The sequence below is a fragment of the Haloferula chungangensis genome (assembly GCF_042664875.1).
Lineage (GTDB): Bacteria > Verrucomicrobiota > Verrucomicrobiia > Verrucomicrobiales > Akkermansiaceae > Haloferula > Haloferula chungangensis.
The window spans coordinates 335,466-354,298 of sequence record NZ_JBHTBS010000005.1 but is presented as its reverse complement, the minus strand read 5'-3'; the positions used below and the strand labels follow the sequence as shown (position 1 = coordinate 354,298).

Annotated in this window: 10 protein-coding genes and 1 pseudogene; 7 read left to right on the top strand and 4 right to left on the bottom strand. The window is 60.0% G+C overall.

All coding sequences use genetic code 11. The annotated features are described in order from the left end of the window. The 6 genes and pseudogenes from ACFQY0_RS12100 to ACFQY0_RS12075 all read left to right on the top strand — a co-directional run. Positions 1-313 (top strand): annotated as a pseudogene (locus tag ACFQY0_RS12100) (hypothetical protein); the annotation flags it as partial. A 329-nt stretch (positions 314-642) separates the two neighbouring features. Beyond that, complete coding sequence (locus ACFQY0_RS12095; RefSeq protein ID WP_379712681.1) at positions 643-1,224, top strand: TetR/AcrR family transcriptional regulator; 582 nt, start codon at positions 643-645, stop codon at positions 1,222-1,224. A gap of 395 nt (positions 1,225-1,619) precedes the next feature. Further along, positions 1,620-5,123 (top strand): choice-of-anchor Q domain-containing protein, encoded by a 3,504-nt coding sequence (locus ACFQY0_RS12090; RefSeq protein WP_379712679.1) that lies wholly within the window; start codon positions 1,620-1,622, stop codon positions 5,121-5,123. Between the two features lie 414 nt (positions 5,124-5,537). Then, positions 5,538-6,251: a PEP-CTERM sorting domain-containing protein gene (locus tag ACFQY0_RS12085; RefSeq protein WP_379712677.1), complete on the top strand. Its 714-nt coding sequence runs from the start codon at positions 5,538-5,540 to the stop codon at positions 6,249-6,251. A 371-nt stretch (positions 6,252-6,622) separates the two neighbouring features. Then, positions 6,623-10,075, top strand: coding sequence for a choice-of-anchor Q domain-containing protein (locus tag ACFQY0_RS12080; protein WP_379712675.1), 3,453 nt, complete (start codon positions 6,623-6,625; stop codon positions 10,073-10,075). A gap of 499 nt (positions 10,076-10,574) precedes the next feature. Continuing rightward, positions 10,575-11,324, top strand: a complete 750-nt coding sequence (locus ACFQY0_RS12075) for a PEP-CTERM sorting domain-containing protein (protein WP_379712673.1) — start codon at positions 10,575-10,577, stop codon at positions 11,322-11,324. Between the two features lie 454 nt (positions 11,325-11,778). On the opposite strand, the gene ACFQY0_RS12070 is transcribed toward ACFQY0_RS12075, so the two are convergent. Then, complete coding sequence (locus tag ACFQY0_RS12070; protein ID WP_379712671.1) at positions 11,779-14,949, bottom strand: vWA domain-containing protein; 3,171 nt, start codon at positions 14,947-14,949, stop codon at positions 11,779-11,781. 152 nt (positions 14,950-15,101) lie between these two features. Between ACFQY0_RS12070 and ACFQY0_RS12065 the strand changes: the two genes are divergently transcribed. Next, on the top strand, positions 15,102-16,088 hold the full coding sequence (locus tag ACFQY0_RS12065) for a helix-turn-helix transcriptional regulator (protein WP_379712669.1): 987 nt from the start codon (positions 15,102-15,104) through the stop codon (positions 16,086-16,088). Positions 16,089-16,154: 66 nt separating this feature from the next. On the opposite strand, the gene ACFQY0_RS12060 is transcribed toward ACFQY0_RS12065, so the two are convergent. The 3 genes from ACFQY0_RS12060 to ACFQY0_RS12050 all read right to left on the bottom strand — a co-directional run bounded on the left by ACFQY0_RS12060 (position 16,155) and on the right by ACFQY0_RS12050 (position 18,633). Continuing rightward, the gene (locus ACFQY0_RS12060) at positions 16,155-16,838 is read right to left on the bottom strand and encodes a sulfotransferase family protein (protein WP_379712667.1); all 684 of its coding nucleotides are present in this window, start codon (positions 16,836-16,838) and stop codon (positions 16,155-16,157) included. A gap of 196 nt (positions 16,839-17,034) precedes the next feature. Then, positions 17,035-17,262: a hypothetical protein gene (locus tag ACFQY0_RS12055; RefSeq protein WP_379712665.1), complete on the bottom strand. Its 228-nt coding sequence runs from the start codon at positions 17,260-17,262 to the stop codon at positions 17,035-17,037. Positions 17,263-17,475: 213 nt separating this feature from the next. After that, positions 17,476-18,633, bottom strand: a complete 1,158-nt coding sequence (locus tag ACFQY0_RS12050) for an FAD-dependent monooxygenase (protein WP_379712663.1) — start codon at positions 18,631-18,633, stop codon at positions 17,476-17,478. Between the last annotated feature and the right edge of the window lie 200 nt (positions 18,634-18,833).

Genomic DNA, 18,833 nt, shown 5'->3' with positions numbered 1-18,833 from the left:
CCGGAAGACGCCCCAAGTGACGTCGCATGGCGAAGAGCAGGCAAAGCGGTGGTTGAAGGAGGGGTTGCACGCGGCGGGTATGGTGCCGAAGGAGTTGCCTCAATTGAAAGGATCGGACCCGAGGAAGTTGGCCTTGGCGGAGCTTCTTTGGAGCCGGACCACGGTTTCGCAAGAGTGGATCGCGGAAAAGCTGTCGATGCGCAGCGCGGCGAACGTGAGCCAGCAGTTGCGACGGATGAACAAGCGGAAAGCAGAGACCCAGCTGTCTCCCGAACTGAAACGGTTCCTCAAAAATGCGCGGCAGGGCGAATAGCGATCAAAGGTTTGTCAAGTTTTGCACACTGACCCCCTTTTCCCTGACCCCCTTTTCCTTTTCTCTGACCCCCTTTTTTTTGCTACCGACCCCACTGACCCCCTCTTCTCCTGACCCTCTTTTCTGCTGACCCCCCTTTTCAGCACTAGCGCTTTGGTCTTCCGCTCATCGGATTGGATGAGCTGGACTTCGCCGAAGCCGGCACCCCATCTCGCGTTGGCGTCCCGCCAGGTGAGATCGACTTGCTGACCTCCTTCATTCAACGGTCCTGGCACCGCCCTCAATTTTGCCGGTTGCGCGTTGGCTGGTGCCGGACTATTCCAGATCCCATGAAACGAGGACGCCCGAGGGAATTTGACGCCGAGGAGGTGCTCGAGCGGGGCGTCGAATTCTTCTGGACCCACGGTTACCGGGGCGCCGGCCTCACCGAACTCCTGAAGCACCTCGGTATCGGCAGGCAGAGCTTTTACGATTCTTTCGGAAACAAGCGGGAGTTTTACCAGAAAGCCATCGACCACTACCGCTCAACACGGCTTGCCCACGTTCTCGGAATCCTCCAAGGGCCCGGGTCTCCGCTCGAGAACGTCCGGACCGCCGTGCGGTTTTTCGAAGCGCTGGCCCGTGACGAAAAGCAACGCGGATGCTTCGTCGCCAATGCGATGCTTGAGATGCAATCCGAGGATGACGAACTCCGCGGGTTTCTCGACGAAACCATGGGCATGCTCGAAAACGGCTACCGTGATGCCCTGACCAAAGCGAAGAAGCAGGGCGAGCTGAAGGCCGGTGACCCGAAGGCACTTGCCCGCGCGCTCACCAATTCGTCGATCGGCCTCGCGGTCACCGGACGACTCGGTCAAAGCCATGAGGTCATTGCCGACATCTACGCCGGCACCCTTGCGATGCTGCGTTAGACAGCTCGAGAAGCCCGGAGAAGAAAAATGTCGGTTCCCGAATTCAGGAGACTGGCTCTTTGATTCGCACACCGAGAGAAAAGAATTCTCGACAGCCGTTTATTTTTGGACCATTTAGTCCATAAAGAGAAACGCGAGCCGATAGGGCCCCCTGACAAGACCCCTTCCGGTTTGTTGGTTTCAGAACCCCAGAACACCGGCGATTTCCCGACCGCTCAATAAACCTGCGGGCCATGCCCCGGAACCGTGAGGTCCCTTTCGCCGGCCTGAGGGAACCCAACACCCTGCCCCCCATAACACTTCCCAACCCAACTGTTAGATCAACCAGCTTCCGCTGTGGAAGCCCTCATCACCTGTTTCACTCTCCCCGATAAAGCACAACCCTAACACTAACCATGTTTCAACGATTCCACCGTCACGCGTGTGCCGTCTTCGGCATCGCCTTTCCTTCTCTCGTCCAGCCCGCATCCGCCGCCAGCGTTTTCATGGACGAGGCCGGGCTGAGTTGGCTCACTCCGAGCGTCTGGAGCAACAACGCCGCCCCCTCGGCCGCCAACGACTACTTCCTGCGGGCCGACGTCGGTGCCACGAGTGTGCGCGGCACGATGCTCACCTCGCCCGCCGGCACCACCGGCTCGGGCAGCGTGAACTTCACCGGCGACAGCCTTGAAGCGAGCGAGCTGACCACGCTCGTGGTCAAGCAGCGCGGCACCGAGACGCTCGCCATCCGCGACGGCAACGGCGACCTCAATCTCAGTGGCGGCACGATCCGCTTCGACCCCAATCAGGGCGGCTCCACCCCGGTGTTCGACGTGGATCGGCTCACCTTCGACCGCGGCACCCACTTCATCGAGGTCTCCGGCTCGACCACCCGGATCACCTTCGACGGCGTCCTGAGCGGCACCGGCCGACTCCGGCTGCTCGCCAAGCGCAACAGCTTCCCGTCTGGCAACGTCGTCACCTTCACCGAGGTGAACAACAGCGCCCTCACCGGCACGGTTTCCGTGAGCGACGGCATCGTGCTCGACTTCGGCTCCGACGTGTCTCCCGCCGGGACTATCGAGCTGAACGACACCGCGCAGCTCCACGTCGATCAGATCATCCGACTCGGCAGCGGCCGCCTCACCGATCCGGTCAATGGCACGGTGCCCGACGGCATCTACCTCGGCACCACGCTCGCCGCACTCGGCGCAAATTACGTCGATGGTGGCGGCGCGTTGATCGTCGGCACGGGCGGCGCCTTGCCCGTGTTCACGGTCACCACGCTCGCCGACGAGCTCGACACTCCGGTCGGCGCCGGCACCGGCCTTTCCCTGCGCGAGGCGCTTGGCCTGGCCGCACTTGGCCGCATCGAGTTCGACCCCGCGCTCGACGGCGGCACGATCCAACTCGACGCCGCGCGCGGCCCGCTCGCGGTGCGCACTAGCGTCACCATCGACGCCTCCGCCCTGCCCTCCGGCCTGACCATCGACGGCGGCTCGAACGGCGACGACGTGCACGACGCCGGCGAAACCCGCTGTCTGCTCATCGACGACGAAAACGCCGACAACCTCCTCGACGTCGTGCTGCGCGGCCTCACGCTGCAAAACGGTGTCGCCTCCGGCGACGACGCGGGCGGCAATATCTCCAACCACGAGCACCTGACCCTCGAAAACTGCCGCCTGCTCGACGGTCGTGCGGTCGGCACGGGCGCGAACGGCGGCGGGATTTCCAGCGCGCCGGGCAGCCGCCTCATCCTCGCCAGCTGCACCCTTTCGGGCAACCGCGCGGCGAGCACGACGAGTTCCGGCGGCGCCGTCTATTTCGAGACCGAGGCTAACTTCAACTCCGCCGCCCTGGTCTTCGCGATGAGCGCCTCCACCGTCTCGGACAACTTCACCGGCGGCCACGGCGGCGGCCTCTTCGTCGGCACCTTCGGCCTCGACAACGGCGGCCTCGCCACCATCGCCACGAGCACGGTCTCCGGCAACACCGCCACCAGCGCCGGCGGCGGCATCAGCACCAACGGCATCACCCTCCGCATGAGCGCGACCACGGTCGCGAACAACGCCGTCACCGCAACGAGCGGTTCCGGCGGGGGGATCGTCTTCCTCGGCAACGCGATTTTCTCCAATAGCCTCAAGCCCCTCATCATGACGAACTGCACGGTGGTCGGAAACACTGCGGGACGCGACGGCGGCGGCCTTTTCCATGCCGGACCGATCGCAGCGAGCCTCCAGCGCTCGCTTTTCACCTCCTGCACCATCGTCGGCAACCGCACCACTGCGCGAGACGGCGGCGGTTTCCTCAACGCGAACGGCAGCCAGCTCGACCTGGTCAACTCCATCGTCGCCGGCAACACTGCCGCCCGCACCGGCCCCGACATCGACGGCGGATTCACCTCCAGCGGGATCAATTTCATCGGCACCACCTCCGGCAGCTCCGGCTTCCGCAACGGCACCGACCGCTCCTTTGCCAACACCGGCTCGTCGCTGGCGACCTTGTTGGCCACGACCGCCAGCGACAGCGGAACCCCCATTCCGCTGCTCGCCGGGAACGGTGGCCCCACACCGACCGTCGCCCTGCTCCCCAACAGCCCGGCCATTGACGCGGGCCTCGACAGTGCCCTCCCGTCCGGCTTGGAGAACGACCAGCGCGGTCCTGGCTTTCCGCGGGTGGCCGGAGCCCAGGTCGATCTCGGCGCGGTCGAATTCCGGAACCGCGTCTTCATGGATCTCGCCAACCAGAGCTGGCTCAACCCCGGCGTCTGGGACAACGACGCCCCACCGAGCGAGGACAACGACTACGTCCTCGCCGTCACGGGCAACAACGTCATGCGCACCTCGCCCCAGGGTCAGACCGGCTCGGGATCGGCGGACTTTCCCGGCCGTTCGCTGGCGGCGCCCACCGGCACCCTGCTCGTCATCAAGCAGGACGACGACGAGATCGCCTCGATCCGTGAGGGTGCTGGCGACCTGATCGTGGACGGCGGTACCATCGTCTTCGGCCCCACCTCGAACGGCCGTGTCAACAAGCCCACCTTGCTGACGAATGATTTCGTGGTCACCGCCACGGAGGGCGCCGACCTCACCGTCAATGTCGCGATGCACACGGGCACCGTCGCCGGTCGGCTGACCGGGCCGGGAAACCTGCGGATCGAAATGGAGGGCGACCTGACGCAGAACAGCGGAACGGTCGCCTTCGACACCGTCGATGAAGAAGGTTACACCGGCACCCTCACCGTCGCCGAAGGGGTGACCCTCGACTTCAACTCGAACGTCACGTTCCGCGGCGGCGCCGGCGTCACCCTGCTTGGCCCCTCGCGCCTCAAGGTCGATCAACTCCTCGTGTTCCGCGAAGGCAAGCTGGTCGATCCGGTCAACGGCCCGGTGCCGCCAGGCGTCTATTTCCCCGGCGGAGTCACGGCATTGGGCACCCGTTATCTCGACGCCGGCGGCACCCTCGTCGTCTCCAATGCCCTCGGCGACACCGACGCCGACGGCCTGCCGGACTACTTCGAGCAGTTCATCATCGACTTCGATCCGGCCGACGGAGTGATCGGCTTCGAGGATATCGCCGGCCCCCTCGTCGCCACGGCCACCGACTTCGACAGCGACGGCCTGAGCGACGCCGCGGAGTTCGCCGACGGCACCGATCCCACCGATGCCGCCAGCTTTCCGCCACAGGTCAGCTTGGAAAGCATTGAGCCAACCGTCGTTGGAGGAGTGGTCACGCGGGTGGACCTCACCTTCAGGAATCTCAAAACCTCCAAAACCTATCAACTTCAGCGCAGCCTGGACCTGGAGGTTTTCGACGTGGTGGTAGACACCCAAACTCCGGAAGTGACGGTCACGACCTTCTCCGACACCAGTCCGCCCACGGGGGGACGGGCCTTCTATCGGTTGGATGAAAGCGAGTAGCGAACGGATCCGGCTGCGAGAAACAGGTTCATCGAAGGAGCGGACCTCTGCGACAAGCTGGCGAATGACTTGGCGCGGGCGGCGCCCGAGTTCATCGCCCTCCCGTGTTCAGTGTCAGCGAGTCCGATCCAGGCGCGGACGAGCTGACTCAATGCATGGACGGTGGATCGCCTGGTCAGCCAAAGGCAGATTACGCTGGCCCTCTGAGCAGGTGAGCAATCCATCTGATCGCAGCAGGCGATTCCAGAGAACTTGCTGGCAAAACAATCTTGGCAAGGGAGTCTGAAAAACTAGGCTCGCGGCGAGCAGATTCACTGGAGAATCAGAACCGGACTCCCATTTCCGCCTCCGGTTCGTTCACCGGAGTTGCCGATGTTCTTCACCCAATCGCAAATTCCCAGCACTCAAATCCTGATGAAAAAGTTTTACCCGTTTGGAGTCCTACTCGCCTGCGTTTCCCATGCATCCGCCGCCACCCTGATCAATGGCAGCTTCGAGTTTCCTGGTATCGCGGACGATTCGTTTGATCGCGTCCACGAAGAGGATGTCGTTGGATGGGAAACTTCCGACAGCTCAGGGAATATTGAGGTTTGGAGGGAACTATACCGGAACGTCCCTGCCTACAGGGGTAATCAGTTTGTGGAAATCAACGCGACAGAAAACGCCGCGTTGTTTCAGGACGTGAACATTACTGAGTTTGGCGCCGTCAACTATGGATTCGCCCACCGCGGACGTGAGGGGACGGATGTCATGCGTGTGGATATCATCTATGCCGGCCCGAACGGCGTGATTGATACGCCCGACTCAAACATGGTGAATTTGATGACCAATACGATTGTTCTCGGTGGTGACGACCTGATCATCGTCGATGGCTCGCTGTCGGCGAATCAATATTCAGCGACTGAGAACGCCTGGGAGCAGCATAGTATCAGTGCCTTGTTCAATGCGGATTCCAACAGTGTGGGCATTTACCGATTCAGCTATGCTGCAGTCTCATCGAGTAACAATAACCCCGGCGAGGGCAACTTCATTGATGACGTCTACTTCGGGGTCAACGCTGTTCCGGAGCCCTCAAGCGTTATGATTTCGGCACTTGGAGGCTTGATCCTGCTCAGACGTCGCAGGTAGGACTTAATCAGTCATTTTAGCAGCTGCGGATGGAGGGCGACAAGCGACTCCATCCGCATTTTTTGTCCCTTGTCCCGAGGAGCTGATGATTTTCCAACTCGGTTCAGCTCTCATCGGACCGCTTTCCTGTTAGATGAGTTCCCCTGCTCCGACGGCGAAGCAGTGTGATTCCCGAACAACACTCCGCGACAAGCGTGCTGGCCGAGGGTTCGGGAATGCCTGGCATCGCGCCCGTACGCACGTACGCAATCTGCTACGGAGTCGACGAGGCGGTCACGCCCGTTTCATTCCCCCCACACTCGGGAATGTTGACTCTCCGTGCCGGAAGTAGTTCTCTCGAAAAACGGCCTTCCTGCTCACCTCCTTATCTAATGTCTCCTTTTCAAATCGGCCTCACCGTCGCTCTAGCGGCTTTCCCTGCGATTTCTCACGCTGCGATCATCGGCGTTGAAACTTTCGACTACACCAACGGTGCCATCTCTTCCCAAGCCGGTGGCACTTTCTGGGACTACAGCAACAACACGGCAACGCCCACCCATACCGGCACGGCTTCCGCGTGGAGTGCCCCACACGGAGCTCCCACCAGTTCTTCCGGGCAGCTTGTCACCCACGATTCCTCCGCCCGACGGGCCTACAACGGCGCTTCCGAATATGACGGTGCGGTCAACGATCCCTTGAGCGGCCCCAGTTCCGATGCGAACATCGTCTATCACCGCGTCAGCTTCACCACCGGCGCATCCGTGCCTGATGAAATCCTCCTCAACTCCTTCGATTTCGGCACCGCGAGGGTGCGCTTCGGAAAGTCCTCGGGCTCCGCAGAACTCGGGCTCGAACTGCTCTCACCCCTAGCCGTTGCGTCTAACAGCAGCACCACCGTCGAGTCGAATACGACCTACCTGATCGTCACCAAGATCGATTACGACAACAACCTCGTCGAGCTCTTCATCAATCCCAACCTCAGCCAGCCTGAAGGTACTGCCGACGTCAGCGAAACCTACACCGGCACCAACTGGAGCTCCGCCATCAGCCTCTCCAGCAGTTCCGGCGACCCCGTCAGCTGGGACAATCTGGTCGTCGCTACCACCTGGGATGACCTCGGCACCGTCGTCACCACGAGATCCGATGAGAACGACGGCTCGCTGAACCCCGCGGCCGGCGGGGGCGAGGGAGTCTCCCTGCGCGAAGCTATCGACCATTCTCCCCCGGGTTCGCTCATCACGTTTGCGCCCGGCCTCGATGGCCAGACCATCCCGATCACCAATGGCCAGCTTGTGATCAGCCGCAACCTGGCGCTCGACGGCAGCTCGCTTTCCATGGGAGTCGTTTTGGATGGCGAACATCAGAACCGACTCTTCAAGGTGGAAGCCACAGGTTCACTCCGGGCCGAGGGCCTGACCTTCACCCGGGGAAGCGTGGCAGGTGGCAGCGGCGGCGCCATCGGGGTTTCCGACGGCGAATTACTTCTGCTCGACTGCACCCTGAGCGATAGCATCGCAGATATTGGTGGAGCCATCTTTTCGGACACCGACCTGCTGGGCACCTCCACCAGGCTCATCCGTTGCACCCTTACCGGCAACCGGGCAACACGGGGCGGCGGAGCCATCATCAATGGGGATGGTCTGACGATCCTGGAGTTCTGCACCATTGCGGGGAATTCCGCTGCCGCCGGCGGCGGGGTCGCCAGCTATGGCGATAACTTCACTCGGACCGAATCCGTCTTCACCATCATTTCCGGCAACACCGACGACGACGTCGCCATCGTGGGTGGCAGCACCGCCATCAACAGCTTCCAGAGCATTGGTTTCAATCTGATTGGTGATGGCAATGCCGCCGGCGGTTTCGCTGCGTCCGGCGACCAGACCGGCATCACTGATCCGGTTCTCTCGCCGCTCTCGTGGTTTGGTGGTCCCACGCCGACGATGCACCCGCTCGTCGACTCCCCCGTGATCGATGCCGGTGGCTCTGTGGACATCGGTGGTAGCGACCAGCGCGGGTTCTCCCGTTTCACTGACGGCGATGGCAACGGCAGCGCCCAGCTCGATATCGGCGCCGTCGAAGCCGGCCCAGGTGGCTATTCCGCTGGAGGTCCCTACCTCCGGGTCAATACCTTGGTCGATGAGGACGACGGCTCTGCCGCCTTCTCGGAAGGCAGCGGCACCGGGACCTCGCTGCGCGAAGCCGTGAAATACGCCCCCGAAGGGGCGGTCATCACCTTTGAGCGAGACGTCAGCTTTGAACAAAACTCGGTCGTGCTCACGATGGGGCAAATCCTCATCGCGCGGAGCCTCTTCATTGACGCGTCGAACTTTCTCGATCCCATCGTCATTTCCGGAAACGATGCCAGCCGCGTGTTTCGGATCGATGAGGGAGCAGAAGTCGCCATGCACCACCTTACCCTCACCGGGGGGCGCACCGAGGATGGCGCGAATGCCGGTATCCCGGGGCGCACAGGAAATGACGCCGCATCCGGCGGAGGCATCTACAGCGCGGGCGGACTCAGCCTGATCCAGTGCCACCTGCGCAACAACCGTACGGGAGATGGTGGGAACGGGGCCGAAGGCACGGGAAGCGGATTTGGAGGGTTCGGCGGAGATGGCGGCCATGGCGGGGGAATCTATAGCCTCGGCCGACTTTGTCTGATCGCCTGCCAGGCATCAGGCAACGAAACCGGCAAGGCTGGCTCAGGCGCTCGTGGGGGACCTGATGCTGAACCCGAGGATGACGGACACGACGGCGGTGGCGGCAATGGAGGTGCCATTTGGTGCAATGGTCCGCTTTCCGTCCTCTCCAGCCACTTCACTTCCAACTCCTGCGACGGCGACGGCAACCGCGGCGGCGGCGCGATCTACGCATACGGACCGACAAAGCTCTCCAACAGCGCGCTTCTTTCCAACCATTCCAAAGCTAGTGGCGGCGCGATCTATGTCGGCTCCGACTCACTCACTGTCGAAGGCTGCACGATCACGGGCAACATCGCCCAGTCCGGCGGCGGCCTTCGTTTCAGTGGCGGCACGTCATCCCGCATTTTCCGGACCACCATTTCTGGAAACACGGCGGGGAGTGCCGGCGGGGCCATCGAGACCAACCGCAACGCCTCGCTTGAGCTCGAGCACTGCACGCTCTCCGGAAACGAAGCCCGCAACACATTCCTCACTGGAGGAGCCATCTTCAGCAATGGCACGGTGGTCGCCAATCACAGCATCATTGCGGGAAATCGACCGGACAACGTCAGCGGCAATCCCCTAACCGGCACCAACAACCTGATCGATGTCGATCCCCAACTCGGCCCGCACTCCGACTATGGGGGCGCGACCTTCACCATGCTGCCCAACCCGCTCAGCTCCCCCGCCCTCGACGCAGCCACTGGCTCAACCGCCACCGCCGACCAACGAGGTTTGCCGATGAACGGCACGCCCGACATCGGTGCGGTCGAAGTGCAGGCCTCGCTTGTCGGATTCACCGATACCGACAGCGACGGCATGGACGACCGCCTCGAGCCACGCTTCGGCTTCGTCGTCGGCGACATGGACGGTCACTTCGACAACGATGGCGACGGCAACAGCAATGCCGAGGAACTGGCCAGCCGGACCGGTCCCCGCGACATCGCCTCCTCGCTGAAAATCCTCGGTCTCAGCAAAGTCGGCAACCAGACCACCGTCACCTTCACCACCTTCCCCGGAATGAACTACTTCCTTCATGCGGGTCCTGACCCCTCGGCCAGCGCCGAATCCCATGGCTTCATTACACCGGCGTCTGGCTTTACTCTCTCGGCCACCATCACCACGAACCCGCCGAAGTATTTCTTCAAAGTCGAGCGTCCGTAGAAATGGCACGAATTAGGACCAAGCACAGAACTGTCCGGCATGTCTTTGAGATGAATGCCATTTCAGTGTCCCGGCTTCGCACACGATTGTGGCCTTTCCAATTGTCCCCCTCCTTGAAAGAGATCCCGGAAAGCGAGCGAACGGGGCTAATAGCATCAGATGATTTCAAGAGGTTTTTTGGCTTAATGCGTGCACTCCGACTCGGGTCGTTCGATTCGGACTTTCAACTTCTAGTCCTTTGTTTCCACCCCTTTCCGGGGTTCTCAACGGTTTCCGCCGTGCCTTGAGCCTAGCTATCCGATCATCTCGGTTCATCACCTCCCCTCGACCCAATCGCCCTGGTGCCTCCGACCTGACAAAACCCTTGCTAGGGTTCCCTCTAATTGCTTCGATAGCATTGAAATGGCGTAAGCGCGCCATTTCCCCCCTTTCTCCGAACTCCGGTTCTTCGGGATTTTGAGATCTCGGAGAAGGACCGATAAGAAAAACCTAAAAAACAATGTCCTCATCAGTTGAACAAAAAACACCCACAACAAGTGGAACCTTACGCCATCTGGCACTGATTGCATCGGCAGGCTTTGCTGTCACTTCTCAAGCGGTAGCTGCGGTATCGATCGTTCAGAGTGACGCGTCGGACACCACCGTCAACCTGACCACGGCGGGAACCACCGACTGGGTGAAGCTGGGTGGTGGCACTGTGCCAGGCTCTCGATCTGAGAAAGTTGGTGCTGACTTTATCGGAGCGGTCGCTGGAGGACCGGTCGATTTTGTCGAATCCGACTGGTCTGGAATCACCATATCGATGAGCTGGACCGACGGGGAATCGCCCAATGAAACAGGTGCAGCGGTAACAGGCTCGCTGGAAACCAAGGGCCCAGCCGCTGATGAAACGCTGCCGACTTCGATCACCTTTGACGTCTCAGGCCTTGAAGGAGCCTACCGGCTTGTCGTCTACGGCACGGCGTATCGCACCCCCTGGTCATTCACGGCGGCACTGGATGGTGGAGGAGAGAGTCAGACCATCACTCAAGGAGGCAACAACTCTCACACATCGGCGTTTACGATCGACTTCACCGCGACGGCGGGTCAAACACTGAATGTCCTTTATCAACAAACGAGTGATGGCGCTGGAAACGCGGATAACATCGGCTTGGCAGGCATGACGCTTGCCGCGATCCCTGAACCTAGTTCCTTTACCTTGCTTGCGGGTTCGCTGGCACTTTGTCTGGCCCGCAGGCGCAGATCCTGATCCGTCAGGGCTTAATCAGTCATTTTTTCACCAGTGCGGATGGAGGGCGACAAGCGACTCCATCCGCATTTTTTTGTCCCCTTGTCCCGAGGAGCTGGTGCTCTTCCAACTCGGTTCAGCTCTCACCGGACCGCTTTTCTGTTAGATGAGTTCCCCTACTCCGACGGCGAAGCAGTGTGAGTCCCGAACAACACTCCGCGACAAGCGTGCTGGCCGAGGGTTCGGGAATGCCTGGCATCGCGCCCGTACGCAATCTCCTACGGAGTCGACGAGGCGATCACGTCCGTTTCATTCCCCCGGTCTTGAATACGCTTTCCTCTTCGGAAGACTCGAAGCTCCCAGAGCGGTCGTGGTGTTTCAGGGTGAATGTCGAGAGCGTGCAGTTGCCGACGCCAGCGAGTATTGAAGCGATCGACGGAACATGATGATATCATCAATGATAGAGTCGGCCGGTTCATTTCTTCTTCAGGAGATTGCCGACCGCGTCGTCCCCACTGGCAGCAAGAATGTCGAAGGTGCCTTTCACCGGCATGAATTTATCCAGCTTCCCGCCCTTGATATCTTCATCGAGGGTGCCTGAAAAGTGGCCTTTCAGTGCGAGTTCACCCGATGGCAAGGCGGTGGCCGATTCGAGTTCGAGCTCGTAGTCCGATGCATGGAATGTGTTAGAATGACTGCTGCCGGGCGGATCGTAGCGCAGTGACCGTGACCCGGGCTTGAGGGTGAGCGTCTTAGGATCGAGCGCGAACTGCACCTCGAAGCTCGTGCGGCTTTCCCCCATCATCGCCGGGCCTTTTTCGCCGATACTGCCGTATGCCGTGAGCGAGACATAACAGTTTCCGGCAATCGCTCGCAGCACAGCGGTATTGATTACCTTGCCTTCCACGGCGTTAAGAAACTGCTGAACCTCTGGGCTGTCCGCCTTCGCAGGTGATGACCGCTGGATCTGGCGAGTGGTGACAAATTCTTCTTTCCTGCCCGCGATTTCGACATCAATGGATCCTGTGCCTGAAATGTTTCCCTGGAATTGGCGCAACTGGGGTTCGCCGTCATTTTTCACCGCAGCATCTTGCTTGCCGGCGCTGAGGGTGAAGGGAATGGCGAGCAACAGATTCCCGGTGTTGTCACGAATCTGCAGTTCATAGTTGCCCGGCTTCTCGGGCATCGGCAGCACGGGATCGGTGGCCGCCGCGAGTTCTGCCGCCTCCGTCTCGAACACTGCAGGCTGATCCTGATCCGCCCCGGTGTGGATGCGGACCTTGCCTTTGAAATCGTCGGGAACTTTCAGCGAGATCGGAAAGTACCCGCCGGCCAGAAATTCGAGTTTCTCAGCCACTTCCATCCTCACATCTCCGCTGCCATACCTGCGGTCGAGGGTGAATGATTGATCTGCCTTGCCGGATTCCACATCGGCGACGAGCAGGTATTCCGCCGTGCCGGATTTTGCGGTGAGCTTCCACTTCCCCGGAGCAAGCTCCATGGTGCGTTCGCCACCGATCAGGTTGCCGCCACCGCCCATGCGCCCGTCGCGCGAGAGCGTGGTGCCATCGGCGTCCAACGGGTTGACCATCCAGGTCACGGCTGCATCCGCGGCGACGCCAGGCAAGGCAAGGTGAACCAGAGCTTTGGTCTTTGGATCCGGCGTGGCGGTGGTTGTTAGGACGGGTTCGCCTCCCTCGGCAGAAACAAGCCATTGCGTGGGTTGACCAGAGGCTGGCTTCGGCAGTTTTTCCGCAGGGATGGCAAATGCGTGTTCCTTCGCCGCAGGGTCAATCTCCACCAACACGCGATTGAGCTGGTTGTCGGCGACCAACACACTCACTTCCCAAACACCGGGAGCCAGATTCCAAAGTGTTTCCTGCTGATCCAGCATCTTGGATTTCGCCGAGCTGAATGGCACGGCGGGATCGTAGATCCATTTTCCCGATTCATCCCTGACGACCGGGCGGAGCGTCCACATCAGTTGTCGGCGAAGCGCCATTTCGGCATCGCCGTCCAGCATCAGTGAAACCGAGACCTCTCCGTCTGCCGGACGATCGCCCGCTCCAGGCATGGAGCGGTTCGCGCTGGGAGCTGAGGTAAAATCCTCCCCACTCACCACGACGACCTCGGCCGTCGCTTCCGGAGCGTTCTTTGAATCCGCAGTGCGGGCGATCAGCACAAGCTGGTACTTTCCAGGTTCGGCAGGGGCATCGATCAGGCCTTCGTTCTTCTGGATGTGGTCCGAATAGGCGACGCTTGAGACTTGCCGGCCACGGCTGCCATCTGGATTGAGTGCGAAGAGGACGAGGCGGTCGTTTCCTCCCGCGCCGCTGGTGATGGTTGGCTCCAGGACGGAGCCCGCAACGACGCGCGGCGGCACTTCGAGTTTCAGATCGGGCACCGCCACCACCTCGATCTCCTTCTCTGCGATCACCGTCCACCTTGGTTCTCCGGAGCGAAGGAAGGCCAATTTGTAAACTCCCGGCTGCTTGGGCATCAGCACAGCAGCGTGATGTTTACCCGGCGTGACTTTTCGTCCGGCAAACACATATCGGTTCTGTCCGCTGGAGATGATCCGGGTGAGCGGATCATCCTTCGGAAAAATACCGATTTTGAATTGGGATTGCGGGTTGCCCGGGGGAGGCGTGTCGATGCGGAACGAGATGTAGGCGCTGACTCCAGCCGTCAGTGGTGCGCTGTTCGTGATCTCGGCAGCAACCTGTGCGGCGGTGAAGTCGATGTATGGCCGACCTTCGGGGCCGGTGACCTTCGCGACTCCTTCGCCCCGGCCTTCGGGACCCTCAGCGACGATGGTCCAAGTCCCTTTCGGCAGCTGCGTTATCAATCCACTGCCTTGATGAAGACCGAGTTCACGGACCTTTCCGCTTTCATCGGTGGCGCTCCATTTCATGAATCCCGCAGGCAAGCCGAAGCCAATGTTACGGAGATTGAGAGTGGTCGGGAAGCTCAGTTCATCGATGGGTTCTTCCTCTGCCGGGGCGGCCGCTGCCTGAATCTTCACTGACTGCTTCAGCGCGTTGAGCAATTCTTCGCCATTGCTCGGGTTGAAGATTTTTCCTCCTGTTAGTGCGGCGATGCACGACAGCGAATCCGCCTCCGCCTTCGTCAAACCGAAGCCCACGACGTGCGCGCGCACCTTGATGCCCTTGGCGATCAATTCCTTGGCCACCGCACAGGGGTCTCCGTCGCAGGTTTCCAATCCATCCGTGATGAGCAGGATGTTCGCCTCCTCTGCCGTCTTCGGGATCAGCCCACCCGCCATTCGCAATGATTCCGCCAAGGGCGTTTTGCCTTTCGGCAGCAATGAGTGGATCTGCTTCGAGACGGCTTTCGGGTCGATGTTCGATGGCTCGACGAGCACCTCAATATCATCGCAATCCCCACGCTTCCGATGACCGTAGGCGATCACACCAAGCGCCTGGCTCGTGTCGTAGCCATCGAGAAACTGTTCCATCACCTCGCGTGCAATCTCGATGCGCGTGGCATTTTGCATCTTGTTCCACATGCTTCCGCTCGCGTCGAAAACGATGATGTTAGTGGTCGACGGTCCGGAAGCGGAATGCGCCGGAAGTGACATGGCAAGTAGGAGCAAGACGGATCGAATCAGTCGATGGGTTCTCATGAGGATGGGGCGAAAAATGGTGCGATCGAAGGAAATGTCCCTCCATCATGGCTGGATTTCCAAAAGACGAAATGTGCCGATCGGCACAGGTTTTGTTGGACCTTCGGATTTTCCGGATAAGCATGAATGGAATGAGGGATGTGCCGTGTCCGATGCCAGTTGCCCGGCTGGTGAAGCTGAATGATCAGATCGCAACATTGTATCGCGCGGCATTGGACACCAATCCTCTGGAGGCGGCCGTCGGAACCCTGCAGGAACTGATTCCCGGCGAACTCCATCTCGCCTTCCTCACGAAGGGAAATGGTGAAGTCACCTTCGCCACCAGCAACGGTCCAGAAGGCACCCAATTTCTCATGGCGACCATGGCGGCCGCCGAAAGCCATCCGCTTATCTATCAGACGGACAACGAAGTGAACGCGATCTCGGACGTCTTGACATCCCGTCAATGGAAGAGCCGGGAAATGTGCCGTCTCGCGCGGCCTTATCTGAAGATGGAAGACTCCCTCGGCAGCGACATGCGCCTTGAGCCTCACACCACTTTCAGCACTTGTGTGATTCGCGACCGGCGGAATTTCCGCGACGGAGAGCGCATCGACCTCCACCTCGTCAAACCTCACTTTCTGAACGTGATGAAGCTGCATGCGGACTTGGCTGCAGGCTCCGAACGTTTTCACATTCTGTCGCACGACTCCCTCCCTCGCTCAAGCCGGGCCCTTCAGGGTCTCTTTCGGGACCTTCCGGACCTCTGTTCGTCGTTTCATGCGCAACTCGCGGAGTGGGTGCGTCATCAACAGATCGCCAACCCCCTGGAGCCTTGTTCCATAGCACTTCAAAACCACCACTCCTCCTGCTCCGCGATTTTTATTCCTGCGGGACGGAAGACCGGCGGAGCCGTCGCCATTCTTCCACGAAGATCCGAGCCCGCCGCCCCGCCCCTGCACTCCATGCTCACCCGCAGGGAGAATGAGATCGGCCAGTGGTTGAGTGCAGGCAAAACCAACGCGGAGATCGCGATGATCCTGAATATCTCGCCGGGCACCGTGAAACGCCATCTCGAGAACATCTACGATAAGCTCGGTGTACCGAACCGGGTTTCGGCAGTGCGCCTCATTCAGGAATCCATCGGACAGGCCCGCTGAGGCGGTGATCCAAAACGCCAACCGAGCCCCCCCGAATGCCGCCCACTTTCCTGCTCCTCTCCCGGCTTATTCGAATGAGGGAATGCGCCCATGCCGGATGTCCTTCATGTTCACCTTGAAGCTCGACCGCTGATTGGCCCTTGGGTAGGGAATATCGGGAACTGGAACGCCCAGAAATGCGCAGAGTGGCTCCCAGCCATCGCCAAGATTGAGCACCAGAAGATCTTCCGGAGGAATCGCATCAATCACTTTCTGATTCAGCTCATTGTAGCGTGCAATCGCGTAGTCCCGATCCTCGAACTTGCCCTCAAAAACATCGTCCCATCCGTGATCAATGACTCGAAAAACAGGAAGTAGCTTTCTCAGACGGGCGTTGAAGGGTAACTTCGCCGTAATGATCAGGCGCTGAAGAAATCCCGGACTCGCCGAGTAGATCGTTCTACGGGAACTCTCGTACCAACTGTCACCATCACGAAGAGTCAGGATGACCTTTGAGCCGGGGAAATGCTGATAGAGGGATTTGAAAAAGGCGCAGCCTGGATAGTCAACAATCGATTGGTAATCGGCGAGCGCATCATCCCAGTCAGTCGAGCCCGTCTCGATCGCTTCCTGCCAGAACTTGTGGTCCTCCGGTCGCTCAAACAGTTCATACATGTGATAAGTAGGGCCGTAGCCGAGGTGTTCCAGAGCGAGCTTCAACGACTTCGTCCCCGTGCGCCCGTTGCCAGCCCCAATGATCTTCAAAGCCATTCCCTTTCCTAGAAGACTCATCATCAGAAACGAAGTCATTTCATCAAAAACCGGGCACAGTCGGTCGTCTCGCCAGCCCACCGACTCAAGGACCGTCCGCCCAAGGCGCGCATCAGCAGCCGAGGGTGAACTTTCAAGGACCACCACGACGAAGGTTCATCGCTTGCCAGCGACTCCAGAGTGCAGATCTCCGATGCTAGAGTTCCAGAATGGCAGCCGCAATGCGCTCCTCCGTGTCCGGCTCCGTTCTGATGAAGATCTCTTGTAAACCCTTCGCCGACTGAGTGACCGCTTTCAATCCTCCAGGCACCTTGCGCTGAATCTTCAATGCTCCGGTCCGACTCCCCCGCCCTAACGACTTGCCACCATAAGAGCGGCCGATGATCACGCCCACGACGCCATCGATCGCCTCAATCTTTCGCATGAGGTCTCGACATTCTTTCGAGGTGCTTTGATGACGTCCGCGTGAAGGCATGAGGCATGAAAATTCTTGTCGCCTTCAGTCCACTCCGAAGCGCTCCGAGGAACCAGTGAATAATGAGGACGGCGGCAGCAAGACCGGATGGGTTGACACAGGAGCGGGTAGGCCGCTTGAACCCCATGGACAAACAGCCAGCAGATCATGTCCGAGGCCTTGTTAGAATGGGGTAGAGGGCCGGATGTTTTTTTCCAAAGTCCGGCGCACCACGAACTCGGGGGTCAGAGCCATCATCGCTTCCCGCAGACGCACTGCCATGGGACTCGACCATCCACCGATCCAGCCGAATCGCCGCGATTCTTTCACTATGGCTTCGCAACGGGCTTTGCGGACAGATTGATAGCGTGAGAAGGCGTCGGCAGGATCTCCACATTCGGCGATGAGGCAGGCGAGGACATGGGCGTCTTCGATGGCCATGCAGGCGCCCTGACCGAGATTGGGTGTCGTTGGATGAGCCGCGTCCCCCAGCAGGACGACCGGCCCCTTCGACCAGCTTGTCAGCGGAGGACGGTCGTAGAGGTCATTCCTCAGAATGGCGTCTGCAGGAGTCGCTTCAATGGCATCCGCCACCCCGAACGACCAACTTTCGTAGAGCCTCAACAGATGGGATTTTTCATCGGCAGACGAACGAACGCCTCCCTCGGGGACATTCTCGGTCGTCCACCAATAGACGCGCCGGTCATCAAGGGGAATCACTGCGGCGCGTGGACCATCTCCTTGGATCTCGCGGAGCACGTGCCGCTCCTTTACGCGAAGATCTGCGATCCCGCGGTAGCATGTTTGTCCGGCATAGCGAGGCGCTTGATTCCCAAAAACCGCTGAGCGAACCCGTGAGCGAAGACCATCGGCCCCCACCACGATTGTCGCGGAGGCCTCGCTCCCGTCGGAGAAGCGCAACCATGCCCGATCTTCTCGGGCTTCCAAGTTCACCAGCGATTTCCTGAGGGAAAGAGAGTCGGACGATACTTTCTCGGCGAGAGCACGGTGCAGGTCGGCACGGTGGACGATATAGGATCCGGCTTCGAGCTTTGCGACGATGGGTCGGACATCGCAGTGGGAAAGCACGCGGCCAGCCGGGTTGGCGATCTCCGCCTTGTGAACTTCACATCCGTGCTTGGTCCAGAAATCATCGTCAATCCCGATCTTGGAAAGACAACGAGTGGCGTTCGACCACAGACCAATGCCGGCTCCCACCTCGCCGAGTTGCTCCGCCTGTTCGTATATCTGGAATGGGACTCCCCTCAACTGCAACTCGGCAGCCAGGCTGAGGCCGCCAATTCCTGCTCCGATTATGGCAATCTCTGAATCGCGCTTCATCGTTTTGTCGAGCGCATAACAAGGCTCAGGCGGTGAATCAAGACTTGTCTACCGAGGTTCCAATCGGCCCTGCAATGGTTCCTTTCAGACAACGTTTTGCCGACATGGAAAACCGAGGATCTCACCCGCTCGACCTATCAGACTTCATCCCGAGATCGAAGCTACGATGCAGGGTTTGTTAAATGAGCGGTTCGCCACCG